Source organism: Streptomyces sp. NBC_00414 (assembly GCF_036038375.1).
Taxonomy (GTDB): domain Bacteria; phylum Actinomycetota; class Actinomycetes; order Streptomycetales; family Streptomycetaceae; genus Streptomyces.
The window spans coordinates 8,560,368-8,584,925 of record NZ_CP107935.1 but is presented as its reverse complement, the minus strand read 5'-3'; the positions used below and the strand labels follow the sequence as shown (position 1 = coordinate 8,584,925).

Below are 24,558 nucleotides of genomic sequence, written 5' to 3'. Positions count from 1 at the left end.
GAAGTCCAGCGTGGCGGTCACCTGGCGACCTCGCGGACCGTGTCGTCGGCGCGGACGGTGTCGAACGCGTCCTGCAGCACGGCCTGTTCCCGCTCGTCGGGACCGGCGCCACGCACATGGGCCACGAAATCCTCCGCGATCTGCTGGTCGCTGCGTCCCGCGAGCCGCCGGGCGTACGAGACGTCGGGGTCGTCGGGCCCCCGCTCCGGGTCGAAGACGAGGCTGAGTGTGTGCGGGAACCGCTCGGTGAGCCGCGCCATGGGGTCGGCTGGACGCACCGCGTCGGTGAGGGTCGCCTCGACCCACGCCTCCTCGTGACGCGCCAGCTCCGGATCGGCGAGCAGTTCCTCCAGCTCCCCCCGGATACGGGCCAGCGGGCGCGGTACGGGACAGTCGAGGCGCTCCGCCTCCACCGAACCGTCGGCCGCCAGGTCGACCAGCCACATGCTCTTGCGGTGGTCGGTCTCCGAGAAGGAGTACGGCAGCGGGGAGCCCGAGTAGCGCACGCGCTCCGTGATGGTCTGGCTGCCGTGGAGATGGCCGAGCGCCGCGTAGTCGACCCCGTCGAAGACGCCCGCCGGGACGGCGGCGACCCCGCCCACGGTGATGTCCCGCTCGCTGTCGCTGGCCTCGCCGCCCGTGACGAAGGCGTGGGCGAGGACGACGGAACGGGTGCCCCGCGCCCGCGTGGCGAGGTCGGCGCGCACCCGGTCCATGGCGGCGGCGAGCACGCTCTCGTGGCCCGCCTTCTCCACTCCGAACTCGTCCCGCACCAGCGCCGGTTCGAGATACGGCAGTCCGTAGAAGGCCACGTCCCCGAAGGTGTCCTTCAGTATCACCGGTGTGCCGCAGGCCGCGGGCTGGGTCCGCAGGTGGATGCCCGCGCGGTCGATGAGCCCGGCGCCGACGCCGAGCCTGCGCGCGGAGTCGTGGTTCCCGGAGATCATCACCGTCGGTACGCCGAGGCCGGCCAGGCGGTGCAGCACGTCGTCGAAGAGCTCGACCGCGGCCAGCGGGGGCACGGCCCGGTCGTACACGTCCCCCGACACGACCACCGCGTCCACATCGCGCTCGCGCACGGTCGTGACGAGGTGACCGATGAACTCGGCCTGGGCGCCGAGCATGTTCACCCGGTGGAACGCCCGGCCCAGATGCCAGTCGGAAGTGTGCAGAAGCCTCATGATCCCCGAGACTAACGGCCGGGTCGGACATCACGGGCGGCTACTCCCGTATCAGCCCGATGTGCGGCCTATGCGTCCCCGTACGCCTCTCCACCCGGTTCGAACCCTGCTGTCCCGGCCGTGACATCGGCCAGCCAGCTCCGGAAAGCCTCGACGTCGGCGTCCGGCAGTGCGATCTCGATGGTGACCGCCTCTCCGTAGCGCACGTCACGCACCTCGCGGCCGGTCGACCGCAGCTCGTTCTGCACCTTGCCCGCCCGCTGGTGGTCGACGGTCACGGTCGCGAGCCGGAAGCGTCTGCGCATGAGGGTGCCGAGGGTGTCCAGTGCTTCTCCGACCGCGCCGCCGTAGGCCCGGATGAGACCGCCCGCGCCGAGTTTGACGCCTCCGTAGTACCTGGTGACGACAGCGACCACGTAGCGCATGTCGCGGCGCAGCAGCATCTGGAGCATGGGGACGCCCGCGGTGCCGCCCGGTTCGCCGTCGTCGCTCGCCTTCTGTACGGAGGCGTCGGCGCCGATGACGTACGCGAAGCAGTTGTGCGACGCGTCCGCGTGCTCCTTGCGGACGGCCGCGACGAAGTCCTGGGCCTCCCGCTCGGTGGCCGCCGGTGCCAGTGCGCAGAGGAAACGGGAGCGGTTGATCTCGGTCTCGTGCACCCCTGCGCGGGCCACGGTGCGGTACTCGTCCTGCATCGGACCAGCGTATGCGTGCCGCGCACACGCGTGCGACCACCGGCCGACGGTCCCGGTGAGCGGCACCGCCCGCCTACCACCCCCGCCCGCGGTGCCCCTTCTCGCCGCGCGCCTTCTTGCCGCGCGCCACGATCATGTCCGTGAGCAGTGCCGTGCCGGGGCCGAGTCCCGCCCAGCCGCTGCCGTGCCAGGCGAGGATCGCGATCGCCGAGGTGGGGAACTTCACGCGGACGTCGTCCAGAGCGTCGTCGAGGCTGTCCGCGGCCAGCGTGAGGACGAGTTCCTCCAGGCCGGGATTGTGCCCGATGATCAGCAGGGTCTCGGCCTCCGGCGGGGCCTCGCCCACGACTTCCAGCAACTCGGGCACATCGGCCGCGTACAGGCGCGCGTCGTGGCGTACCGGAGGGGGCGTACCCCACTGGGCGGCGGCCAGTTCCCAGGTCTCCCTGGCGCGTACGGCGGTGGAGCAGAGCGCGAGGTCCGGCAGGCAGTCGGCGTCGGCGAGGACGCGCCCGGCGGCCGGGGCGTCCCGGCGCCCGCGCGACGCCAGCGGGCGTTCGTGGTCGGGGACGCCGTCCGGCCAGGCGGACTTGGCGTGCCGCAGCACCACCAGCCGCCGCAGCGGGCCCGCTCCGGCGCGCGCGATCACGCCGGAGCCCCGCGGCCGATGTCCCGGGTGAGCTCAAGACCGAGCAGCCGGTCCGCGTAGGCGTACGTCTCGAAGCGGGCCCCGTCCGGAACGGTGCCCGACGTCTCCACCTTCCGCAGCACGCCCAGTACGGCGGGTACGTCGAGGTCGTCCTCCCACGCGGCGCGCAGCTGGTCCCGTACGGGGTCGGGGATGGGTCCTGAGGGCCGGGTGGCCCAGGTGGCGACGGCGCCCCGCCAGCGCTTCAGCTGGTCCTCGGCCTCCGCGAGGTCGGCCGCGCCGAGCCGCAGGGTTTCACCGCGGGGGCGGGCGAGCAGGGCGAGGCGCAGGGCCGTGGCGTTCTCGTCGTCCCGCGCCACGCCGCTCTCGATGTCGGCCGGGGCGACCTCGACGCGCAGCCCGCCCGCCCTCCCGCCGGTCGTGGTCCCACCGGCCGCCGCCGCCTCGGAAGTGGGGCCGCCATCCGCCGGCTCGTCTCCCACCCGTTCGTCGTCCGGGCCGCGTACACGCAGTACCTGGGACTCGCCGAGGCCGGGGCTGCTGTCCCGTTCGTCCTCGAACGGGCGGATGCCGAGCGCCCTGGCCCGGGCCCGGAGCTCCGCGCGTCCCTCCGTGCCGGTCAGGACGGTCCAGACGGGCGTCCCGCCGATCTCCAGTGCCCGTACGAGGACATCGGCGATCAGGAGCACGCGCAGGCCGGTGGTGTCGGGGCGCGGCACATGCGCCTCGACGCGGGTCAGGCCCCGGCGGGCCGGGGTGGCGGTGACGGAGTCGCCGGTTCGGGCGTCGGTGATACGCAGCACGGGCTGAGCGTAGGCGTGTGGAAGGCCGCGCGCAGGGATGCCGACATCATTCCGGACACGTGTTCGCGAGTTCCGGGGGCGCGGTCCGCCTCACGGTGCCCAGGAAACGCACGTGCGGCCGGCCGTCGGAACCGTCGCGGGTGACGGCGGTCCGCACGCCGTACACCTCGGCGATGAGTTTCTCCGTGAGGACGTCGGCCGGTGTCCCGACGGCCACCACGCGCCCCTCGCGCAGGACGACGAGCCGGTCGCAGTACATCGCGGCGAGGTTGAGGTCGTGCAGAGCGACGACACTGGTGACCGGCAACGAGGTGACCAGGCCCAGCAGGTCGAGCTGGTGCTGGATGTCCAGGTGGTTCGTCGGTTCGTCCAGGAGGAGTTCGTGGGGTTCCTGGGCGAGGGCGCGGGCGATCTGCACGCGTTGGCGTTCGCCGCCGGACAGGGTGTGCCAGGACTGGTGGGCGCGGTCGGCCAGGCCGGTGCGGTCCAGTGCCTCGCGCACGGCCTCCTCGTCGGCCGGGGACGGGGGCGTCCAGGCGCGGCGGTGCGGAGTACGACCGAGGCGTACGACGTCCAGGACGCTCAGCTCGACCTGGGTGTCCGCCTGTTGCTCGACGACCGCGATACGGCGGGCGATGTCGCGGCGGCCCAGTTCGGCGAGCGGGCGGCCGTCGAGGGTGACCACGCCGGAGGCGGGGGCGAGGACGCCGGAGAGCAGGCGCAGGAGGGTGGACTTGCCGGAGCCGTTCGGACCGAGGAGGCCGACGGTGGTACCCGGGGCGGGACTGATGCTGACGCCGTCCAGGATGACGCGCCCGTCGGCGGTACGGGTCACGCGCCGGGCCCGGAGCCCGGCAGCCGGGACGGCCTCCCCCTTCCCGACGCCCTCCACGCCGACGCCGCACTCGACGTCTTCGATGCGCTCGGCCGTCATCGCGTCCTCCGTGTCCGGTACAGCACCAGCACGAACACCGGTACGCCGATGAGTGAGGTGACCACGCCCACGGGCACCTCCTGGGGGTCGAGGACGGTACGGGCCAGGGTGTCCACCCACACGAGGAACACCGCCCCGGCGAGGGCGGCGACCGGCAGCAGCCGGGCGTGACCGGAGCCCACCAGCGCCCGGGCGGCGTGCGGCAGGACGAGTCCGACGAAGCCGATGGCGCCCGCCGAGCTGACGAGCGCGGCCGTCAGGAGCGCCGTCACGCACAGCAGCACCAGCCGGGTGCGGGCCACGGACACCCCGAGACTCGCGGCGGCGTCCTGCCCGAAGGCGAACGCGTCCAGCGTGCGCGCGTACGCCAGGCAGACCGCCAGCGCGACCACCAGGACCGCGAGGCAGACCCAGACGTCGGTCCAGCCGACCCCGCCCAGGGAGCCGAGCAGCCAGAACAGCACGCCGCGGGTGGTCTCGGCGTCGGCGGCGGTCATCACGACGAACGAGGTCAGCGCGGAGAAGAGCTGCATCGCGGCGACCCCGCTGAGCACCACCCGGTCCGTCGTCCCGCCGAGGGTGTGGCTGAGCAGCAGCACGAGTCCGAACGACAGCAGCGCTCCGAGGAACGCTCCGGCGGAGACCGACACCAGGCCGCCGCCGGCGCCGAGGACGACCACGACGACCGCGCCGGTCGAGGCTCCCGAGGACACCCCGAGGACGAACGGGTCGGCGAGCGGGTTGCGCAGCAGGGACTGCATCACGGCGCCGCACACCGCGAGCCCGGCCCCGCAGACGGCGGCCAGCAGGGTGCGCGGCAGCCGCAGCTGCCAGACGATCCCGTCCCGGATGGGGCTCAGCTCCGTACTCCCCCAGCCGAGATGGGACGCGACCACGGACCAGACGTCGGCCACGCGGATGTCCGCCGGACCGATGGTGATCGCGACGGCTACGGATGCGACGAGCAGTGCCACACCGGCCGCGCACAGCAGCCCCACGCGCGGCCGTGTCGCCCCGCGCATCGCCTCGCGAGTCACCCGGCGAGCCCGAACTCCCGCAGGGCGGCGGCCACTTGTTCGACGCCCTCGACGGTGCGGATGGTCGGGTTCATGGCCTGCCCGCTGAGCAGGACGTACCGCTTCTTCCTGACGGCGGTCAAGTTCTTGGTGACCGGGTCGGACTCCAGGAACTCGATCTTCTTCTTCGCGGACTCGGCGGTCTGCGACTTGCGGGTCAGATCGCCGATCACGAGGACGTCGGGGTCGCGGTCGGCGACCGTCTCCCAGTTGATCTGGGGCCATTCCTCGTGGGTGTCGTCGAAGACGTTCTTCGCGTCGAACGCCCGGGTGATGATGCCGGGGGCGCCGCAGCAGCCCGCCATGTAGGGCGATTCGGAGTTGGCGAACCAGTAGAGGAGGGAGACGTCCGAGGCGTCGACGCCCGCGGTGGCCTTCTTCATGCGCTGCTTCAGCTCGGCGACGAGCTTGTCGCCCCGCTCCTGCACGCCGAACACCTCGGCCAGATCATGTATCTCGCCGTAGATCGCGTCGATACCGAGAGGCTTTTTGCGGGCGCCGTCGCCGTCTCCGGTGTTGTCCTTGCCCGCGCAGTCGGAGGGCGAGACGTACGCGGGTACGCCGAGCTTCTCGAACTGCTCCCGGGTGGCGACGCCTCCCTTGCCGAGCGTGGACTCGAACGAGGCGGCGACGAAGTCGGGGTCGGCGTCCAGGACCCGTTCGAAGGAAGGGTTGTTGTCGGCGATCCGCTTCACCTTCGCGTCGGCCTTCTCCAGGCCCTTCATGACCGGGTCGGTCCAGGTGGCGGTGCCGGCCATACGGTCGGCGAGGCCCAGCGAGAGCATGATCTCGGTGGTGCCCTGGTTGAGGGAGACGGCCCGCCGGGGCGGGGACTCCACGCGGACGGTGTGGCCGCAGTTGTCCAGGGTGACGGCGGCCTCGGAGGCCTTGCCGTCGGCGGGCGAGGCGCCGCCGCAGCCGGTCAACAGGATGACCCCGGAAATGAGCAGGGCGGCAGGGCGGGCGGGGCGTGCGATGGGCACGGAAGTTCCTCAGACGTCGAGGGCTCGAACGCGAAGCCCGGTCGTACGGTGCTCCCCCGCCGTCTCGGGACCACGGAGGCCGCCAGCAGGTCTTCGGACTCGGGTTCATCCGGACGAGGCGCCTTCCCGGACCGTCGATCCGGTCCAGTGGCCGATGCCACGCCCGTCACCCTCACCGCTGCGCGTCAGCTCCGGATTTCCACCGGATTCCCTGACCCACGTACATGGGTTCGACTGGCTTTCGCAAGCTATCACGGCGGCTTTCGGGGCCACTCGGCAGTGGCGCAGGGCTCCGGCTCCCGTCCCGCGGCAGCCGCACGGCTCCCCCGCAGCACCCATCGCACCCATCGCACGTCGCACCCATCGCCGAAGCAACGCAGAGTTTCTGTTGATCACCGCCGCGTCAGGGGCCCCCTTTCAGGGCACGGGAACTGCACACCGCCAGGGGCCCGGGGAACTGCGTGAACAACCCCCACCGGGCCGCACCCCGCCCAGGCCCGCAGCCCCACCCCCTCCCATGAACTGGACGGGGCGCCTGCCCGACGTCGGGAATCACCGGGCCACCCCCGCTGTTGTCGGGCCCAGACACACTCACACCCGCAGGAGGCCCACCGTGTACGGCGACCCGGCAACGATCCGCAAGATCCTCACCGAGAGCGGCGACACCTGGGCCGTCGTGGGCCTGTCGTCGAACGAACGCCGTGCCGCGTACGGCGTCGCGGACGTGCTCCAGCGCTACGGCAAGCGCGTGATCCCCGTCCACCCGAAGGCCGAGACGGTCCACGGGGAGAAGGGATACGCCTCCCTGGCGGACATTCCCTTCGAGGTCGACGTGGTCGACGTGTTCGTCAACAGCGACCTGGCCGGCGCCGTCGCCGACGAGGCCGTCGCCATCGGCGCCAAGGCCGTCTGGTACCAGCTCGGCGTGATCGACGAGGCCGCGTACCAGCGCACCCGCGCGGCCGGCCTCGACATGGTCATGGACCGCTGCCCGGCGATCGAGATCCCCCGCCTGGGCTGACCCGGATGGGCTGACCTTCCTGGGCCGTCCCGGCAGCGTTCACCCGTTGCGCCGCCCCGGCGCACCGGGCTCGTACGCGCGCCGGTCCGTCGCCTTCGGCGGGGCCTCGAACGCCGAGCCGGACCAGGCGGGCGGCTCCGTGCGCGGGCCGGGCCCCCGGCGGCGGGACGCGGTCCGGTTCCAGTCGCCGTCCCCGAGGACGAGCATCGGGTCGAACATCACCACCACTCCCGCGAGCGCCAGGAAGAGGACCGGGCCGATGAGCATCGGCAGCAGCAGCGAGTGGGCGGAGTCGCCCACGTCGGGCGAGCCGGCCGCACCGTGCAGGTGCACGCTGACGGCCGCCATGCCCGTGTAGTGCATACCGGTCACGGCGACGCCCATGACGAGGCTCGCCGCCAGGCTGGTCAGGAAGCCGCGGATCGCGACCGCCGCCCAGAGCGCGGCGGTCGCGGCGACGACGGCGATCAGGACGGAGAGCGCGACGGTACGGACCTCGTACCGCAGGCTGCCGTTGAGGCGAATGGCGGCCATGCCGATGTAGTGCATGGCCGCGACCCCGAGGCCGGTGAACGTGCCCGCGATGACCAGGGTCGTCGTGCTCGCACCGCGATAGCCGACGGCGAGGACGCCGATACCTACCACGGCTATCGCCACCGCGAGGCTGAGCACGGTCAGGCCGACGTCGTAGCGGATACGGCTCTCCTCGACCTGGAATCCGATCATGGCGATGAAATGCATGGTCCAGATCCCGCAGCCGATCGAAGCCGCCCCGAGCGCGAGCCAACCCGGTTTCCACGACTTGTCGTTGCGCAGGGAGCGGGTGATGCAACGCAGTCCCAGGGCGGCTCCCAGACAGGCCATCACATAAGCCGTGACCGGTGTGACCGTTCCATAGCTGAATCCGTCGACCGTACCTTGCATATGCCAACATCCCCCCGGAATACGACTGTTGCGGGGACAGATGTACGTGCCGTGACGGGGCGGCAGCAAGGGGTTTCGTGCAATTGACAGACAACCCGATTCTTTATCAGTCACTTCCGGTCATGAATAGGCTTCTTTGAGCCGGAAGGAATCATTCTGGTGGCGCGATCCGCCGGCCGCGGAACTCACGGCTGAGGCTTCGACGTCACCGTGAACTGCGCGCCGTCGGGATCCCGCAGCACCGCCTCCGTGGTGGTCGCGCCGTCCCGGACCGTGCCCCCGTGAGCCAGCGCCGCACGGACACAGGCCTCCACGTCCGGGACCGGGAAGTGGACCTGCCAGTGCGGCCGGATCGTGGGGTCGGGAGCGGCCTCCACCGCACCGGAGTGGATACGGGCCACCACGGCGCCGTCGCTGCGCAGGACCACCTCGTCCCCGTCGTAGTGCACCTCGCAGCAGCCGGGCCGCGAGGTCGCCCACTCCAGCACCTCGCCGTAGAACATCGCGGCGTCGAAGGCGTTGCGGGTGTGAAGCCTGAGGAAGGCGGGGGCGGCCCGCCGCCAGGTCTCCCAGCCGACGACGAGCTGGCCCTCCCAGATGCCGAAGACGGCTCCGTCGCGGTCCGCCAGCAGGGCCGCCCGGCCCGGCGGGAAGCCGATGGGCCCGACCGCCGTCGTGCCACCGCGCTCCTGGCCCCGGGCCACCGCCTCGTCGGCACTGTCCACGGCGAAGTACGGGGTCCAGGCGACTGCCATCTGCCACATCGTGGCCACGGCCGCGATGCCCGCGACGGGCACCCCGTCCGCGTAGGCGATCCGGAAGCGGTCCATCAGTGAGGTCGTCCGGAACCGCCAGCCCAGGACCGCCCGGTAGAAGGCCTCGGAGGTCTCCTGGTCGCGCGCCGTCAGGCTGACCCAGCACGGGGCGCCCGCCACCGAATGGCTGGAGACGACGTCGCTTCGGACTCTTGCGTCGCGGTTCATGGCAGTACCGTTCCTGAATCGTGCCGAGGGGTGTGGGCGGACGGCCGACGGCGCCGGAAGAACTCGCCGGGCCGTGCCGTGGTTCCGCCTCCTCAGCATCCCCCGGTCGCGCCTCCCCCGCCCGGAGGCAGGCTGGCTCTCACGCCCCGAGTACCCAGAGGCCGCACCCGAAACAGGACGGCGGACAGGACCGCTCAATCGTGCGCCGGCCTGTCGCTCAGCCGGTGGTCGGCCAGATTCAGCGCCTCGTCCACGACCCGGCGCAGATGCCCGTCCCGCAGCGAATAGATCACCCGGCGGCCCTCCTTGCGCGTGTTGACAAGGCCCGCCAGCCGCAGGCGGGCCAGGTGCTGGCTGACCGCCGGGCGGGCGGCGCCGCACCGCTCCGTCAGCGTCGTGACGTCCGCCTCGTCCTCGGCCAGAAAGTGCAGCAGGACGAGACGGGTGCGATCCCCCAGGAGGGCGAGAAGTTCGGCGGCCAGGGCGAACTGCTCCTCGCCCGGCGTGCGCGGATGCTCATCGTGCGCAGGTGACAGGTGCATGCGTGCGCTCATACGCACATAATGGCGCGGTGGGCCGGGCAAGTCCATCGAGTGACATCGGGGCCAGATCCGGGTCCAGGGCCCGGCCAGGTCCGGGTCCGGGTCCACCGAGCGCACCGGAGTCCCGGGAAGGGGAACGTGTGAGCACCGAGCAGGGCGGGCACCGGCACGACCACGGGTACGGGGATGGGGAGGACGGGTACGGGCATGATCACGCACCCGACCGGGCGCCCACGTCCGGCCACGCGCACGGCCGTCCCGGCCACGCGCACGGCTCGGGGCACCCGTCCCGGTCCGGGCACCCGCTCCGGCACAGGCTGACCCACCTCCTCACTCCGCATTCCCACGCGACCACCGACAAGGTCGACTCCGCCCTGGAGTCCTCGGCCCGGGGTGTCCGTACGCTCTGGATCTCGCTGGCCGTCCTCGGCGTGACCGCCGTGGCGCAGGCGGTCGTCGTCGCCGTCTCCGGCTCGGTGGCACTGCTCGGCGACACCGTGCACAACGCGGCGGACGCGCTCACCGCCGTACCGCTCGGCATCGCCTTCGTGCTGGGCCGGCGGGCCGCGACACGCCGCTTCACCTACGGCTACGGCCGGGCGGAGGACCTGGCCGGACTCGTGATCGTGCTGACGATCGCGGCCTCCGCGGTCTTCGCGGGCTGGACGGCGATCGACCGGCTGCTCGATCCGCGCCCCGTCGAGCATCTGCCGGTGGTCGCCGCGGCGGCCGTCATCGGCTTCGTGGGCAACGAGTGGGTGGCCCGCTACCGCATCCGCGTCGGCCGCGAGATCGGCTCGGCCGCGCTGGTCGCGGACGGACTGCACGCCCGGACGGACGGCTTCACCTCGCTCGCCGTGCTGCTGGGCGCGGGCGGCGCGGCGATCGGCTGGCAACTCGCCGACCCGGTGGTCGGGTTGGCGATCACGGCGGCCCTGCTGCTGGTGCTGCGTGACGCCGCGCGCGAGGTGTTCCGCCGGGTCATGGACGCGGTCGACCCGGCGCTCCTCGACTCGGCCGAGCGGGCACTGCGGGAGGTGCCGGGCGTGCACGGGATCGGTGAGCTGCGGCTGCGCTGGATCGGCCACCGGCTGCGCGCCGAGGTGGCCGTGGTCGTCGACGGGGAGGCGAGCGTACGGCAGGCCCACCGCGTGGCGGTCGCGGCCGAACACGCCCTGCTGCACGCCGTACCGGGCCTCACCGCGGCCCTGGTGCACGCCGACCCGTCACCCGCGCCCGGCGAGTCGGACCCGCATCTGGCGCTGGCCCACCACACGACGACGGGCTGACCCGGAGGCCGGGCGGAGGTCGGGCGGGGGTCAGGCGCCCCCGAGTCCCTCCAGGACCACGGCGTTCGGCAGCTCCGCGAAGGCCTTCCCGGGTACGAGCAGCTTTCCGCGCCGCCGGCCGCTGCCCACCAGCACGTACGGCAGGTCGACGACGGCCGAGTCCACCAACACCGGCCACTCGGCGGGCAGTCCGAGCGGGGTGATGCCGCCGTACTCCATGCCGGTCTCGCCGGTCGCCGTGTCCGTCGACGCGAACGACGCCTTGCGCGCGCCGAGTTGCCGCCGGACCACGCCGTTCACGTCGACGCGGGTGGCGGACAGCACCACGCACGCGGCGAGCGTGGTCTCCCCGCCGCGCTTGCCCGCGACGACCACGCAGTTCGCGGACCGGTCGAGGAGCTCCGGACCGTAGTGCTCCAGGAAGGTCGCGGTGTCGGCCCACTCCGGCTCGGTGTCGACGTACACGATCTGCTCGGCGGGGACGCTGCCGCGCCACTCGCGTACGGCGTCGGCGACCGGGCGGGTCAGCACGTCGAGGCGTTCGATGGCGGGCGTGGCGTCGTCGAAGTGTCCGATGGGTGCGCGCATGACGGCACGCTAACAGCCTCCCGGGCGGCTCCCGCCGGGGGCCTCGGGCAGCTGTGGACGGCCTCCCCGACGGCCCTCAGTGCACGCCGGGGACCGACACCGCCATGACCATTTCCACGGGTACGTCGCCCGCGTTGGCGTACGTGTGGGGGGTGTTGGCCTCGAAGGAGGCGCTCGCGCCCGCCGGTACGCGGTACTCCGCGCCGTCGACGGTGAGCGCGAGCTCGCCCTTGGTGACGTGCAGGAGTTCGACCGTGCCGGTGGGGTGCGGGTCCGAGGGGCTGCCCTCGCCCGGCATCAGCAGCCAGTCCCACATCTCCAGGGGGCCGGGCGCCTCGGTGCCCGCGAGGAGCCGGTTGTAGCTGCCGGCGTCGGTGTGCCAGAGCCGCACGGCCTGCTCCGCCGGGACGATGCGGACCTTGGGGCCCTGTTCGTAGTCGAGCAGGGTGGTGATGCTGATGCCGAGCGCGTCACCGATCTTGACGACGGTGCCGAGGCTGGGGTTGGTGCGGGCCTGCTCGATCTGGATGAGCATGCCGCGGCTCACCGCGGCGCGGGCGGCGAGAGCGTCGAGGGTGAAGCCGCGCTCGGTGCGCCAGCGTTTGACGTTGCGCGCCAGCGACTGGGTCAGGAGGTCGAGGTCCGACACATTCCGTCCAATATTCTGGATGACAGAGTTCAATTCACTGCACTACGGTGGGGTGCACCGGATTGTCCACCGAACTGTACTGCGAGGTACGTGATGACAGCACTGTTCGCCCTGGCCACCAGCTTCCTGTGGGGGCTGGCCGACTTCGGCGGCGGCTTGCTGACACGGCGTACTCCCGCACTGACGGTGGTGGTCGTCTCGCAGTCGATAGCCGCGGTGGTGCTCGGCGCGATCGTCGTCGTGACGGGCGCTTGGAGCGAGACCGGGCCGCGGCTGTGGTTCGCGGTGGCGGCGGGGTTTGTCGGACCTGTCGCGATGCTGGCCTTCTACAAGGCACTCGCGCTCGGCCCGATGGGCGTCGTCTCCCCGCTCGGCTCGCTCGGGGTCGCCGTGCCCGTGGGGGTCGGGCTCGTCCTCGGGGAGCGCCCCGGACCGGTGCAGTTCGCGGGCATCGCGGTCGCCGTCGCCGGAGTCGTACTGGCGGGCGGTCCGCAGTTCAGGGGTGCGCCCGTGCAGCGGCAGGCCGTCCTGCTCACCCTGCTCGCGGCGTTCGGCTTCGGCGCGGTGATGGCCCTGATCGCCGAGGCGTCGTCGACGCTCACCGGCCTCTTCCTGGCCCTGTTCGTCCAGCGCGTCACCAATGTCGTCGCGGGTGGCGCGGCTCTCTACGTCTCCGTCCGGCGGGGCCGTACGGCTCCGCCGAAGGTCGCGTGGCAGTCGTTGCCGGCCTTCGCGTTCGTCGGCCTTGCCGATGTGGCCGCCAACGGCACGTATTCGCTGGCCGCTCAGCGGGGGCCGGTGGCTGTGGCCGCCGTGCTCGCCTCGCTGTATCCGGTGGTCACCGCGCTGGCCGCTCGCGGGTTTCTGCGGGAGCGGTTGCGGGGGGTGCAGGCCGCCGGCGCGGGGCTTGCGCTGGTTGGTTCTGTGCTGCTGGCCACGGGGTGAGCCCGTTCGCTCGGCTTCAGCCCCGGGCTAGGGGTGGTCGTCGGGTGCGGGTGCGGGTGTGTTGGGGCTGGGTGCGCCGTTCCCCGCGCCCCTGACAGGCGCCCGGCCGGGGTTGGTCGTCGGGTGCGGGTGCGTTGTGGCTGGGTGCGCCGTTCCCCGCGCCCCTGACAGGCGCCAACCCGGGGCGCCACCCCTCGCGGGGTGCGTGGTTCAGGGGGCGTCCTCTGTTGCTTGTAGTGCTGCGATGGCTTCCTCGTCCAGTTCTGACAGGGCCAGGAGTTGTTCGGGGGTCACTCCGTCGGGGATCGGGACCGGGGCCGGGGTTCGCAGGGGTGGCTGCCAGCCGTCGCCCGGGGTCCAGCGGCGGACGACCCGGGCCGGCGCCCCGGCCACCACCGCGTGGTCGGGCACGGCCCCGCGCACCACCGCACCGGCCGCCACCACGACGTTCCGCCCGATCCGCGCCCCCGGCAGGATCACCGCGCCCGTGCCGATCCAGCAGCCGGGCCCGATCTCCACCGGCTCCATCCGCGGCCACTGCTTGCCGATGGGCTCCTGCGGGTCGTCGTACGAGTGGTTCGTGGACGTCACGTACACATAGGGCCCGAAGTAGCAGTCGCTGCCGATCGTGACCGTCGTGTCCGCGATGACGTGGCTGCCGCGGCCCAGGACGACCCCGTTGCCGATACGCAGTATGGGCTCGGCGCCGAGGTCGAGGTCGGGCATCAACCCGGCGGTGAGAGTGACCTGTTCACCGATGATGCAGTGGTCGCCGAGGTGGATCCACGGTTCACCGAAGACCGTGCCCTGCGGAAAGGCCAGCCTGGTTCCCGTGCCCATCGCGGCGAAGCGCAGCCGACCCGGCCGCTCGGCCGTCACCGCGCCGGTCCGCTGCACCCAGGCCCAGCCCGCGTGGACGGCCCGCTGCACGAGGCGGCTCCGCCGGGACGAGAACGTGTTCTTATTCTTGGGCACCCGCTCACCGTACTCAGCGTCACGTCCGCCCAAGAGCTCGTTCACCTGTGATCTTCGCCCCACGGGACAGCGGTTCACCCGCAACGGATGATGTGCTCGCGCGCCGGCCGGGGTGCGCTGGCGGAATGACCTGGTACCGCGCTGTCCATCCTGTCGATGTCGCCGGACGCCTGGCGCGGTTCGCGCTGGGGACCGTCACCACCGTCGCCGACACGCTGATCCGCGGGCTGACGTCCGCGGTCGTCGAGCGTCTCGACCTGGACGACCTCGTGTCCCGTGTCGATGTGAACCGGGTCGCCGACCGGGTGGACGTCGACCGGGTCGCCGACCGGGTGGACGTGAACCGGGTCGCCGAGCGCGTCGAGGTCGACCTCGTGGCCCAGCGCGTCGACGTCGACCGGATCGCGGCCCGGCTGAACCTCGACGCCGTGCTCGCCCGCATCGATCTGGTCGTGCTCACCAGGGACGTGCTGGAGGAGATCGATCTCGGCCGTATCGTCCGCGACACCGGCGGCGGAATGGCCGAGGACACCGTCTACGGGCTGCGGGCGCGGAGCATGCGGGCCGACCGGATGGTGAACCGTCTCGCCGACCGCCTGCTGCACAGACCCGACATCGTTCCGGGACCGGCCGACGAGGCCGGGCCGCCCCACGAGCGGACACCGTGACGGGGTGGACCGGACCGCAGGCCCGCCGCAGGGCACCGCAGGACTCGTGTCACGGATCCTCGCGGCACTGGTGGACGCGTTCACGGTGGCCGGGATCGGTCTCGCCTCACAGCTCGGGGCCGGCGCTCTGCGTCTGCTCGTCGCCGGTCCACCGTTCCGTCTGCTCGACCCACCGGCCTGGCTCTCCGGTGTGTGCGGGTGGGTCATCGCCGTGCTCTACCTGGGCAGCAGCTGGACCCTGACCGGAACCACCGCGGGCGACCGGCTGCTGGGCCTGCGCGTCACCGACCGCTCGGGCGGGCTCCTGGGCGTCCCCCGCGCCTTCTCGCGTGCCGCGTTGTGCCTGGTGTTCCCCTTCGGGCTGCTGTGGATCCCGGTGAGCAGGCACCGTGCGTCCCTCCAGGACCTCCTCCTGTCCACCACCGTCCGCTACGAGGACTTCGAGGGGCCCCAGGAGCCCCAGGCGTACGAAAAGCCTTGACGGGCGCCATCCCGGTTCGCCCGTTCAGTACCGGTCGGTACCGGTCGGTACCGGTCGGTACCGGTCGGTACCGGTTCATTACTCGTCGGTACTCGTCGGTACTTCGGCGGGGATCAGCCCTCCGAGCGGGCGACCGGCGCGTTCTGCCGGGGCAGCAGCGCGGCGGCGGCGAGCCCGCCGAGGCCGACGAAGGCCAGTACGCCCAGGGCCACCGCGTACGGCCCCGCCGCGGGGTCGGCGACGAGGATCGTGCCGGCGATCGCCGTGCCGAGCGACGAACCGAGGTTCGACACACTGCGGGACAGCCCCGAGATCTCGCCCTGCCGCTCCTCGCCGAAGCTCGACTGGACCACGTTGACCGACGGGGTGAGCATCACACCGAGTCCCAGGCCGATGAGGAGCAGTCCGGGCGTGAAGGCCCAGACGCTCGGCGAGCCCGCGGCCATCGCGATGAGCAGACCGATCCCGCAGATCGTGACGGCGAAGCCCACGAGGATGAGCGTCCGCTGGGATCGCCGCTTCGCCAGGCGCTCGGCGGCGAGCGACGCCGTGAGCAGGCCCAGGGTGGCCGCGGTGAAGATCACCCCGGTCCGGATCGCGTCGTACCCGCGCACGACCTGGAGGTACGCGGCCACCACGAACGACACTCCCATCAGCATCAGCCACTGGGCGTGCTGGGTGATGAGTCCGAGGTTCGACGTGCGGTCGTGGAACAGGCTCGTCGAGAACAGCGGTTCCCGGCCCGACCGTTCCTTCGCGCGCACCCAGCGGAAGAGCCACACCAGGACGAGCGCGCCGAGCACCAGCAGTCCGGCCATCAGCCAGCCGTTGTTGTCGGCGGCCAGGATGCCCATGACGACGAGGACGAGCCCGACCGCGGACAGGACCGCCCCGCCCGTGTCGAAGTGGCGGTCCGGCTCCGGTGGCAGGGGGTCCCGGACGTGACGGCTGAGCACGATGATCACCGCGACCACCACCGCCTGGAAGACGAAGGCGGCCCGCCAGCCGATCGCCGAGGTGATGAGCCCTCCGATCAGCGGACCCGCGGCGGCGCCCACGCCGCCCAGTGCCATGACGGTCCCGAACGCGCGGGCCCGGGAGGTCACGTCGGTGAACAGCAGCGTGGTGAGGATGTAGACGGGCGGGATGAGCAGGGCCGTGCCGACCCCCTGGAGGATCGAGTAGCCGAGGGCGAGGACCCCCAGGCCCGGAGCCGCCGCGCTGAGCAGGGCTCCCACGCCGTAGACGGTGAGACCGGCCAGGAAGCAGCGCTTGCGGCCGTAGCGGTCGGTCAGCTTGCCGCCCGGGATCATCAGTGCCGCCATCACCAGCAGGAACAGCGTGATGACGGTCTGCACGCCCTGCACCGTGGTGTCCAGGTCCTTGCTGATGTCGTTGATCATCACGTTCATGTTGGAGCCGGCGTAGCTGCAGATGAACTGCGCGAGGGCGAGCGGGGCCAGGACGCGTCGCGCGGTGCTCGACGACTGTCCCGAGGACCCCGCTTCGGGGGGTGTGGGCGGCATGGCCATGTCGGCTCCCGGACATTCGGATGCCGATATCGTCCGTGTCGGCTGATCTCCCGTCATCACCCTTGCGAGGTGACGACGGGTTCGTGCGCCACAGGGTAGAAGTCGTTGGGCGAGGGACCGGGCGGAGGGCCGCGATGCCAGGTGACAGGAAGAGCGCTTCGAGCGTCCCGCCCGGGCTGCGTACGCTCCTGGCCTACCGGCGGGAATGGCTCGTCAAGGACGTCGTCGCGGGCGTCGTCCTCACCACGCTGCTCGTGCCGCAGGGCATGGCGTACGCGGAACTGGCGGGACTGCCCGCGATCACCGGCCTGTACACGTCCGTGCTCTGTCTCCTCGCCTACGCCGTGTTCGGCCCGTCCCGGATCCTGGTGCTCGGCCCGGACTCCTCGCTGGGCCCGATGATCGCCGCGACGGTCCTGCCCCTGATCGTCGCCGGAGGTGACAGCGAGCGTGCCGTGGCGCTCGCCTCGATGCTCGCGCTGATGGTCGGGGCGATCACGATGCTGGCGGGGGTGGCCAAGCTCGGATTCATCGCCGACCTCATCTCCAAGCCCACCATGATCGGCTACATGAACGGCCTGGCGCTGACCATCCTGATCGGGCAGTTGCCGAAGCTGTTCGGTTTCAAGACGGACGCCGACGGGCTGCTCGGCGAGATCGGGGACTTCGTCCAGGGGCTGGCCGACGGGAAGGCGGTCCCCGCCGCCGTGGCGGTGGGCGGTACGGGGATCGTGCTGATCCTGATCCTGCAGCGGTGGCTGCCGAAGGTACCGGCGGTCCTCGTCATGGTGCTGCTGGCGATCGCCGCGACCTCGCTCTTCGACCTGGGCCGGCACGGCGTGGGCCTGGTCGGTGAGCTGCCCCGGGGTTTCCCGCCGCTGACGTTCCCCGGCGTCCGCTGGGACGACCTCGGCCCGCTCTTCGTCGGAGCCCTGGGCATCGCGCTCGTCTCGCTCGCCGACACCATCTCCAACGCCTCGGCGTTCGCCAACCGCACCGGGCAGGAGATCCGCGGCAACGAGGAGATGACCGCGATCGGCGCGGCGAACGTGGCGGCCGGACTGTTCCAGGGCTTCCCCGTCAGCACGAGCGGCTCACGGACGGCCGTGGCCGAACGGGCGGGCGCCCGCAGTCAGATCACGGGGGTCGTCGGCGCCGCCCTGATCGTTCTCATGCTGGTGCTGCTTCCCGGGCTGTTCCGCAATCTGCCCCAGCCGGCGCTGGCCGCGGTGGTGATCACGGCGTCGCTGTCCCTGGCCGACCTCTCGGGGACGGTACGGCTGTGGCAGCAGCGCAAGGCGGAGTTCCTGCTGTCGATCGCGGCCTTCCTCGGCGTGGCCCTGCTCGGCGTGCTGCCCGGGATCGCGGTCGCCGTGGGCCTGTCGATCCTGAATGTCTTCCGGCGTGCGTGGTGGCCGTACAACACCGTGCTGGGCCGGGTGCGGGGTCTTGAGGGCTATCACGACGTCCGGTCCTATCCGGAGGCCGAGCACCTGCCCGGACTGGTGATCCACCGCTTCGACGGTCCCCTCTTCTTCGCCAACGCCAAGGCCTTCCGCAACGAGGTGACGCGGCTGGCCCTCGGCGAACCGCAGCCGGTGTGGGTGCTGATCGCGGCCGAGCCGGTGACCGACGTGGACACCACGGCCGCCGACGAGCTGGAGGAGCTGGACGAGGCGCTCAACGAGCGCGGGATCAGCCTGGTGTTCGCCGAGCTGAAGGATCCCGTACGGCGCAAGATCGAGCGGTACGAGCTGACGCGGACCATCGACCCGGCGCACTTCTTCCCCACCATCGAGGCCGCTGTCGCCGCCTACCGTGAACAGACCGGCGCCCGGTGGACGGCGAGGGACCGGCCGCCGTCCCAGGACCCGGGCCAGGACCGGGACCAGGACCGGGACCAGGACCGAGACCGGGACCGGCCGGCGTCCCGGGACCAGGACTGGTCCCGGGACTAGGACTGGTCCCGGGACTAGGAGAACGTCGGTCCGGACCGCCGTCCGGTGGTCTCAGCCGCCGGTGGCCTCAACCGCCGTCCGGTCCGGTCGAGCCGATCGAGAAGACGTGCGTGCGCCAGGCGTCCAGGTCGACGAAGAGTCCGGGGCCGGTCAGTTCGGCACCGGAGCGCGTGTACCAGGCGCCGTCGAGCAGGTCGGTCAGCGTCCGGTCGGCGGATCCGAGTTCCGGCCACGGCAGCCGGATCCTCGCCTGGGCGGGGTGTCCGGAGAGGTTGACCACCGTCAGGAAGCGGCCCGCCCCGCCCGACCAGGACCAGGCGAGCAGGTTCCGGTGGGTGGGGTTGTCGGGCCAGCCCTCGCAGTCGAGGAGGCGCCACTGTCCGGTGCGCATGCCGCTGCGGTGGACGGCGGCCAGCACCCGCTCGTGGAAGGCGCGCAGCGCGCCGTCCGGTGTCTCGTCCGGCCGCCGGTCCAGGAAGACCGGCAGTTGGGTGCGGCGGCCGGTGAACTGCCCTTCGTGCCACAGGGTCGCCCCCGGCAGCGTGGCGATCAGGACGGCCGCGGCCCGCTCCTTCTCCGGGTCCATCGTGTACGCGGCCCGCGGTTCGTCGTGGTTCTCCAGGAACCGTACGAGCCCGCGCTGGTAGGACTCGTCCGCCGTCAGGTGCCCCCGGACCGAGTGGGGGCTCTCGTGCAGCACCCGGTCGTAGAGCCGCTTGTCGTAGCAGAAGTCGAACCCCTGCCGCTGCAGGTCCCATTCGAGGTCCCAGTACGCCTCGGCGGCGAAGATCATCCCGGGATGCCGGTGCCGTACGCCGGAGATGACGGTGGGCCAGAAGTCCTCCTCCGGCCGCCCGCCGGCCCGTTCGCCCCAGGTCCGGGCGAAGACGTCGTTCATCATCAGCATCGCCATGTCGCAGCGGACCCCGTCGCACAGGTCGCCGATCCGCGTCAGCACGTCCGTGGTGGCCGCGCGCAGGGCGGGCTCGAACGCGTTGAGCTGCACGACGTCCGGCCAGGGCGGGAAGAAGGGGTCCCGGCCGCGGGCGAGGACCTGGCCCTGCACGGAGAGGTAGGCGGCCGGATCGCGGCGCAGTTCGTCCTCGCTCCCCCGGACGAAGTACTCCGGGTGCGCGGCCGTCCAGGGGCTGTCCGGCGCCACGTGGTTGGGCACGTGGTCGAGGAGCAAGCCGATGCCCCGGACGGCGAGTTCGGCGCGCGCGGCGGCGAGCCCCGCGGTCCCGCCGAGGTCCGCGTCGACCTCGTAGCGGCGGACGCAGTACGGCGACCCGGCGATCTCCTCGTCCTGGAGGCCGGGCACGGCCCGCGTGAAGGCGGCCCGCAGCGACGGGTCGCGCAGGGCGATGGCCCTGCCCTGCGGGCTGCGCTCCCACACACCCATGAGCCATACGGCGTCGATGCCGTGCGGGGTGATCTCGTCCCAGGCGTCCTTGGGGACGTCGACCAGTCCGCCGTGGCGGCCGCTACGGCGCTGGACCTCGCGGAGCCAGACACGCGTGTTGACCTCGTGGACGACGGGCTGTGCCGGGATCCCGGTCATGGCGTTCCCTTCCTGCCGGGATTCTCGCCCGGATTCCCGGCGGAGTGCTTGGCGCGGTCGGTCAGGAAGTCGGCGGGGGTGAGCGTGCCGAAGACCGTCATCAGTGTGGCGACCAGGCCTGTCCAGCCGGTCTGGTGGGAGGCGCCCACCCCGGCGCCGTTGTCGCCGTGGAAGTACTCGTAGAAGGAGATCAGGTCCCGCCAGTGCGGGTCGTCCTGGAAGATCCGCTGGCCTCCGTAGACGGGCCTGCGTCCGTCGGCCCCGCGCAGGAAGAGCCGGGTGAGCCGCTCCGAGATCTCCTGGGCGACCTCGAAGAGGGTCATCCGGACGCCGGACCCGGTGGGGCACTCCACGGTGAGGTCGTCGCCGTAGAAGCCGTACAGGTTGAGCAGGGCCCGGACCACGAGGGCGTTCATCGGGAACCACACGGGCCCGCGCCAGTTGGAGTTGCCGCCGAACATCCCCGTGTCCGACTCCGCGGGCAGGTAGCCGACCCGGTACTCCTCGCCGTCGACCCAGAAGCGGTAGGGGTGTTCGGCGTGATGGCGGGAGAGGGACCTGATGCCGTACGGGCTGAGGAACTCGTTCTCGGACAGCAGGTGCGAGAGCACCCGCAGCAGCTTCTTCTCGTCGACCACGGACAGCAGCCGGGGCCCGCCCGCCGTGCCCGCCTGCACCGAGGTGAGCGTGACGGAGAGCGAGGGGTGGCGGTCCGCGAAGCGGCGCAGCCGGTCACCGATGCCCGACACCCTGGCCAGCTGGGCGGGCCGGAAGACGGTGGCCGCGCACAGCGGGAGCAGCCCGACCATCGAGCGGACCTTGAGCCGCACGGCCTGCCCGTCGGGCAGGCGCAGGACGTCGTAGTAGAACCCGTCCTCCTCGTCCCAGAGTTCGTCGCCGAGTTCACCGACCCGGTCCATGGAGGCGGCGATCCACAGGTAGTGCTCGAAGAACTTCAGGACCAGTTCCTCGTACGCCTGGTTGTGCTCGACGAGTTCCACGGCGATCTGCAGCATCGCCTGGCAGTAGAGGGCCATCCACGCGGTGCCGTCGGCCTGTTCGAGCCGGCCGCCGGTGGGCAGGGGCGCGCTGCGGTCGAAGACGCCGATGTTGTCGAGGCCGAGGAAGCCGCCTTCGAAGACGTTGCGGTCGTCGGGGTCCTTGCGGTTGACCCACCAGGTGAAGTTGGTGAGGAGTTTCTGGAAGGCGCGCTCCAGGAACTCGCGGTCGGCGCGGCCGGTGGTGCGCTCCTCCATCAGATAGACGAAGTACGCGGCCCAGGCGTGCACCGGCGGGTTGACGTCGGCGAAGTTCCACTCGTAGGCCGGGATCTGGCCGTTGGGGTGCAGGAAGGTGTCCTTGAGCAGCAGTTCGAGCTGTTCCTTGGCGAAGCGGACGTCCACGGTCGCGAAGGCCACGGTGTGGAAGGCCAGGTCCCAGGCGGCGAACCAGGGGTACTCCCACTTGTCCGGCATGGAGACGATGTCGTCGCTGACCATGTGGAACCACTCGCGGTTGCGTACGCCGGGCCGCGGCATGCTCCACGGGTCCAGGCCGTGCTCGGCCAGCCAGGTCTCCAGGTCGAAGCAGTAGTACTGCTTCGACCAGAGCATTCCGGCGAGCGCCTGCCGCTGCACCCGGGCCCGGTCCTCGTCCGCGCCCTCGGGGGTCAGCTTCCGGTAGAAGGCGTCGGCCTCCGTGATCCGTTCCTCGAACACCGCGTCGAAACCATCGGTGACGGACGGCCGCGAGTCCGTGGGCGCGATCCTCAGCCGCAGGGTCTCGGAGCCGCCCGCGGGGATGGTCAGGGTGTGGTGCGCGGCCGCCTTGGTGCCCTCCCGCGCCGGATTGACCGCCTCGCTCTCCCCGCCGATCACCCGCCGGCCGATGCCGTCCTTGACGTACGGGGAGGAGTTGGGCGAGCCGAAGAGCCGCTCGGTGTTCGTCTCGTTCTCCGTGAACAGCAGCGGTACCTGCGCCGCGAACCAGCAGTCGTAGCTGCCCAGTTCGGGGTGTTCGGCGCGGATCGTGGGAGTGCCGCCCGGGCTGTCGACGGCGCTCATCCGGGGTTTCACGGCGCCGTGGTCGTCCTGCCACGACCAGGTGTTGCGGAACCAGAGGGTGGGCAGCACGTGCACGGTCGCCTCGTCGGGGCCGCGGTTGGCGACGGTGATCCGGGCCAGTACGTCGTCGGACGCGGCCTTGGCGTACTCCACGGTCACGTCGAAGTAGCGGCTCTCGTCGAAGACACCGGTGTCGAGGAGTTCGTACTCGTAGTCCTCCCTGCCCCGTTCGCGGTTGACGGCCACCAGGTCGTTGTACGGGAACTCGGCCTGCGGGTACTTGTAGAGGTACTTCATGTAGGAGTGGCTCGGCGTGCTGTCGAGGTAGAAGTAGTGGTCCTTGACGTCCTCGCCGTGGTTGCCCTCGCTGTTGGTGAGGCCGAAGGCGCGCTCCTTGAGGATCGGGTCGCGGCCGTTCCACAGGGCGAGCGCCAGGCACAGCCGCTGCTTCTCGTCGCAGATGCCGCCCAGTCCGTCCTCGCCCCACCGGTACGCCCGGGAGCGCGCGTGATCGTGCGGGAAGTACGACCAGGCGTCGCCGCCGTCGCTGTAGTCCTCCCGGACCGTGCCCCACTGACGCTCACTCAGATAGGGCCCCCAGAGCCTCCATCGGCCTCCGTCGTCGCCGGTCGGACCGATTCGCTCGCCGCTCGTCCGTGCGCTCATCCTGGCTCCCTGTCACAGACCTACCGGGGCGGCGTCAGTCTGTCCAGCCGCCCCGTCGGCCGCCTCACCTCCCGCGGGTGAGGAGCCGGGCGGCCGGGCCCCTCACCTGTGGCGGGTGACGCGCACCGGGCCGGAAGGCGGCTGGATGGAGTCGGACCACATCGAAGGGAGCGGCCATGGCCAGGATCGGACCTGTGCAACTGCTGACGGTCGAGTTCGGACCCGACGCGAAGTTCGAGGGAAGGATCATCGACGAGCTCGTGGCACTCGACCGCAGCGGGCAAGTCCGCCTGCTCGACCTGCTCTTCGTGCAGAAGGAGGCCGACGGAAGTCTCGTCACGCTCGACTACCAGGCGGAGGGCATGGGGCAGACCGTCGCCGCGCTGCTCGGCATCTCGCGCGAGGTGCTGGAGGGCGCGGAGACGGAGTTCCCGTCGCTGGCCGAGGGGAACGCCTTCGGCCTCGCCCCGGACGACATCCTGGGCCTGGCGGGGCAGTTGACCCCGGGGACCGCGGCGGGCTTCGTGCTGCTCGAACACACCTGGGCCAGGGAACTGCGGGCATCGATCCGCGATGCGGGCGGGGTGCCCGTCGCGGAGGGCTTCCTCACCGAGGAGTCCCTCGGCCTGGTGGTCGCCGAACTCACCGACGCCGTGGCGCGCATGGACGACGCGGCCTCGGAACACACCCGCAAGGGCCGGACGTCCGGCCGGAACACCAGGAGGTCATGATGACCGATCTCGTCGTGCTCGGTTTCTCCGACAAGGAGAAGGCCGAGTCCGTGCTGCGCCTGTCGAAGGATCTGTCCAAGCAGGAGCTCCTCGACCTGGAGGACGCGGCCCTCGCCTGGCGGACCCCCGACGGCAAGATCCACGTCCGCCAGTCCTTCAGCCCCACCGCGCACGGAGCCGCCGGGGGCGCCCTGTGGGGCACGCTCTTCGGCATGCTGTTCCTGATGCCGGTGTTCGGTGCCGCGGTCGGCGCGGGCACGGGCGCGCTCGCCGGGAAACTCACGGACGTGGGGATCAACGACGCGTTCATCAAGGAGATCGCGGGCACTCTCGAACCGGGCAGGGCCGCCGTCTTCGCGCTCGTACGGCGTTCGACGCCCGACCGGGTGCGCGAGGCGCTGCGCCCCTTCGGACCCACCGTGCTGCGTACGTCGTTGACCAAGGAGCGCGAGGAAGAGCTGATCGCCACCCTGCAGCAGTGAGGAGTGCCGAACCTCCCGGGCGAACTTCACCCGGGTGAGATTGTGGCCCGCACCGGTTCGCGGCTTCCCGGTGCGGGCCACACTCTCGTCTGGCGGACATCCACTGTGCTCCGGGAGCGAGGTACCGCCGATGGAAGAGCGGACGGAACGAAGGCGCCCGCCGAGCACTTCTGTCACGC

At 71.6% G+C, this 24,558-nt stretch carries 24 protein-coding genes and 1 riboswitch; of the genes, 8 read left to right on the top strand and 16 right to left on the bottom strand.

All coding sequences use genetic code 11. The features are described 5' to 3' along the window. Positions 1 to 17 precede the first annotated feature (17 nt). The 7 genes from OHS59_RS37390 to OHS59_RS37360 all read right to left on the bottom strand — a co-directional run bounded on the left by OHS59_RS37390 (position 18) and on the right by OHS59_RS37360 (position 6,321). Complete coding sequence (locus OHS59_RS37390; protein WP_328497755.1) at positions 18 to 1,181, bottom strand: exonuclease SbcCD subunit D; 1,164 nt, start codon at positions 1,179 to 1,181, stop codon at positions 18 to 20. Positions 1,182 to 1,249: 68 nt separating this feature from the next. Continuing rightward, positions 1,250 to 1,876, bottom strand: coding sequence for a YigZ family protein (locus OHS59_RS37385; protein ID WP_328497754.1), 627 nt, complete (start codon positions 1,874 to 1,876; stop codon positions 1,250 to 1,252). Between the two features lie 73 nt (positions 1,877 to 1,949). Beyond that, on the bottom strand, positions 1,950 to 2,525 hold the full coding sequence (locus OHS59_RS37380) for a SixA phosphatase family protein (protein ID WP_328497753.1): 576 nt from the start codon (positions 2,523 to 2,525) through the stop codon (positions 1,950 to 1,952). Further along, entirely contained in the window at positions 2,522 to 3,328 is an 807-nt protein-coding gene (locus OHS59_RS37375) for a hypothetical protein (RefSeq protein ID WP_328497752.1), read from the bottom strand. The genes OHS59_RS37380 and OHS59_RS37375 overlap by 4 nt, the downstream gene beginning before the upstream one ends. Positions 3,329 to 3,374: 46 nt before the next feature. Continuing rightward, the gene (locus OHS59_RS37370) at positions 3,375 to 4,262 is read right to left on the bottom strand and encodes an ABC transporter ATP-binding protein (RefSeq protein ID WP_328497751.1); all 888 of its coding nucleotides are present in this window, start codon (positions 4,260 to 4,262) and stop codon (positions 3,375 to 3,377) included. Further along, on the bottom strand, positions 4,259 to 5,284 hold the full coding sequence (locus OHS59_RS37365) for a FecCD family ABC transporter permease (RefSeq protein ID WP_328499507.1): 1,026 nt from the start codon (positions 5,282 to 5,284) through the stop codon (positions 4,259 to 4,261). Before OHS59_RS37365 ends, OHS59_RS37370 begins: the two co-directional genes overlap by 4 nt. 11 nt (positions 5,285 to 5,295) lie before the next feature. After that, entirely contained in the window at positions 5,296 to 6,321 is a 1,026-nt protein-coding gene (locus OHS59_RS37360) for an ABC transporter substrate-binding protein (protein WP_328497750.1), read from the bottom strand. A 67-nt stretch (positions 6,322 to 6,388) separates the two neighbouring features. Then, positions 6,389 to 6,575: riboswitch (cobalamin riboswitch) on the bottom strand. 359 nt (positions 6,576 to 6,934) lie between these two features. On the opposite strand from OHS59_RS37360, the gene OHS59_RS37355 reads away from it, so the two are divergent. After that, on the top strand, positions 6,935 to 7,342 hold the full coding sequence (locus OHS59_RS37355) for a CoA-binding protein (RefSeq protein ID WP_328497749.1): 408 nt from the start codon (positions 6,935 to 6,937) through the stop codon (positions 7,340 to 7,342). A 39-nt stretch (positions 7,343 to 7,381) separates the two neighbouring features. On the opposite strand, the gene OHS59_RS37350 is transcribed toward OHS59_RS37355, so the two are convergent. The 3 genes from OHS59_RS37350 to OHS59_RS37340 all read right to left on the bottom strand — a co-directional run bounded on the left by OHS59_RS37350 (position 7,382) and on the right by OHS59_RS37340 (position 9,803). Beyond that, complete coding sequence (locus tag OHS59_RS37350; protein ID WP_328497748.1) at positions 7,382 to 8,266, bottom strand: MHYT domain-containing protein; 885 nt, start codon at positions 8,264 to 8,266, stop codon at positions 7,382 to 7,384. Positions 8,267 to 8,451: 185 nt separating this feature from the next. Beyond that, entirely contained in the window at positions 8,452 to 9,249 is a 798-nt protein-coding gene (locus tag OHS59_RS37345; protein ID WP_328497747.1) for a VOC family protein, read from the bottom strand. A 194-nt stretch (positions 9,250 to 9,443) separates the two neighbouring features. Further along, complete coding sequence (locus tag OHS59_RS37340; RefSeq protein WP_328497746.1) at positions 9,444 to 9,803, bottom strand: ArsR/SmtB family transcription factor; 360 nt, start codon at positions 9,801 to 9,803, stop codon at positions 9,444 to 9,446. A 128-nt stretch (positions 9,804 to 9,931) separates the two neighbouring features. Here OHS59_RS37340 and OHS59_RS37335 point away from each other — a divergent pair, with 128 nt between their 5' ends. Next, complete coding sequence (locus OHS59_RS37335; protein WP_443061563.1) at positions 9,932 to 11,080, top strand: cation diffusion facilitator family transporter; 1,149 nt, start codon at positions 9,932 to 9,934, stop codon at positions 11,078 to 11,080. A 30-nt stretch (positions 11,081 to 11,110) separates the two neighbouring features. On the opposite strand, the gene OHS59_RS37330 is transcribed toward OHS59_RS37335, so the two are convergent. Both OHS59_RS37330 and OHS59_RS37325 read right to left on the bottom strand, forming a co-directional pair. Further along, positions 11,111 to 11,668, bottom strand: a complete 558-nt coding sequence (locus tag OHS59_RS37330) for a YbaK/EbsC family protein (RefSeq protein WP_328497745.1) — start codon at positions 11,666 to 11,668, stop codon at positions 11,111 to 11,113. Between the two features lie 76 nt (positions 11,669 to 11,744). Continuing rightward, positions 11,745 to 12,317 carry a helix-turn-helix domain-containing protein gene (locus OHS59_RS37325; RefSeq protein ID WP_328497744.1) on the bottom strand — a complete coding sequence of 191 codons (573 nt, stop codon included), beginning with the start codon at positions 12,315 to 12,317 and terminating at the stop codon, positions 11,745 to 11,747. A gap of 93 nt (positions 12,318 to 12,410) precedes the next feature. Here OHS59_RS37325 and OHS59_RS37320 point away from each other — a divergent pair, with 93 nt between their 5' ends. After that, positions 12,411 to 13,262 (top strand): DMT family transporter, encoded by an 852-nt coding sequence (locus tag OHS59_RS37320; RefSeq protein WP_328497743.1) that lies wholly within the window; start codon positions 12,411 to 12,413, stop codon positions 13,260 to 13,262. Between the two features lie 210 nt (positions 13,263 to 13,472). Here OHS59_RS37320 and OHS59_RS37315 read toward each other — a convergent pair whose 3' ends face one another. Next, complete coding sequence (locus OHS59_RS37315) at positions 13,473 to 14,237, bottom strand: acyltransferase (RefSeq protein ID WP_328497742.1); 765 nt, start codon at positions 14,235 to 14,237, stop codon at positions 13,473 to 13,475. 125 nt (positions 14,238 to 14,362) lie between these two features. Here OHS59_RS37315 and OHS59_RS37310 point away from each other — a divergent pair, with 125 nt between their 5' ends. Together OHS59_RS37310 and OHS59_RS37305 are read left to right on the top strand one after the other, a co-directional pair. Next, the gene (locus tag OHS59_RS37310; RefSeq protein WP_328497741.1) at positions 14,363 to 14,905 is read left to right on the top strand and encodes a hypothetical protein; all 543 of its coding nucleotides are present in this window, start codon (positions 14,363 to 14,365) and stop codon (positions 14,903 to 14,905) included. A 4-nt stretch (positions 14,906 to 14,909) separates the two neighbouring features. Further along, positions 14,910 to 15,386 carry an RDD family protein gene (locus OHS59_RS37305; protein WP_328497740.1) on the top strand — a complete coding sequence of 159 codons (477 nt, stop codon included), beginning with the start codon at positions 14,910 to 14,912 and terminating at the stop codon, positions 15,384 to 15,386. A 113-nt stretch (positions 15,387 to 15,499) separates the two neighbouring features. Here the strand turns inward: OHS59_RS37305 and OHS59_RS37300 are convergent, their stop codons facing one another. Next, positions 15,500 to 16,912: an MFS transporter gene (locus tag OHS59_RS37300; protein WP_443061668.1), complete on the bottom strand. Its 1,413-nt coding sequence runs from the start codon at positions 16,910 to 16,912 to the stop codon at positions 15,500 to 15,502. A gap of 140 nt (positions 16,913 to 17,052) precedes the next feature. Here OHS59_RS37300 and OHS59_RS37295 point away from each other — a divergent pair, with 140 nt between their 5' ends. Further along, entirely contained in the window at positions 17,053 to 18,876 is a 1,824-nt protein-coding gene (locus OHS59_RS37295) for a SulP family inorganic anion transporter (protein ID WP_328497738.1), read from the top strand. A gap of 67 nt (positions 18,877 to 18,943) precedes the next feature. On the opposite strand, the gene OHS59_RS37290 is transcribed toward OHS59_RS37295, so the two are convergent. Together OHS59_RS37290 and OHS59_RS37285 are read right to left on the bottom strand one after the other, a co-directional pair. Further along, on the bottom strand, positions 18,944 to 20,437 hold the full coding sequence (locus tag OHS59_RS37290; RefSeq protein WP_328497737.1) for an alpha-amylase: 1,494 nt from the start codon (positions 20,435 to 20,437) through the stop codon (positions 18,944 to 18,946). Further along, the gene (locus OHS59_RS37285; RefSeq protein ID WP_328497736.1) at positions 20,434 to 23,166 is read right to left on the bottom strand and encodes an MGH1-like glycoside hydrolase domain-containing protein; all 2,733 of its coding nucleotides are present in this window, start codon (positions 23,164 to 23,166) and stop codon (positions 20,434 to 20,436) included. Before OHS59_RS37285 ends, OHS59_RS37290 begins: the two co-directional genes overlap by 4 nt. Before the next feature lie 176 nt (positions 23,167 to 23,342). Between OHS59_RS37285 and OHS59_RS37280 the strand changes: the two genes are divergently transcribed. Then, entirely contained in the window at positions 23,343 to 23,897 is a 555-nt protein-coding gene (locus OHS59_RS37280; RefSeq protein ID WP_328497735.1) for a DUF1269 domain-containing protein, read from the top strand. Next, positions 23,894 to 24,379 carry a DUF1269 domain-containing protein gene (locus OHS59_RS37275; protein WP_328497734.1) on the top strand — a complete coding sequence of 162 codons (486 nt, stop codon included), beginning with the start codon at positions 23,894 to 23,896 and terminating at the stop codon, positions 24,377 to 24,379. Before OHS59_RS37280 ends, OHS59_RS37275 begins: the two co-directional genes overlap by 4 nt. Positions 24,380 to 24,558: the final 179 nt, after the last annotated feature.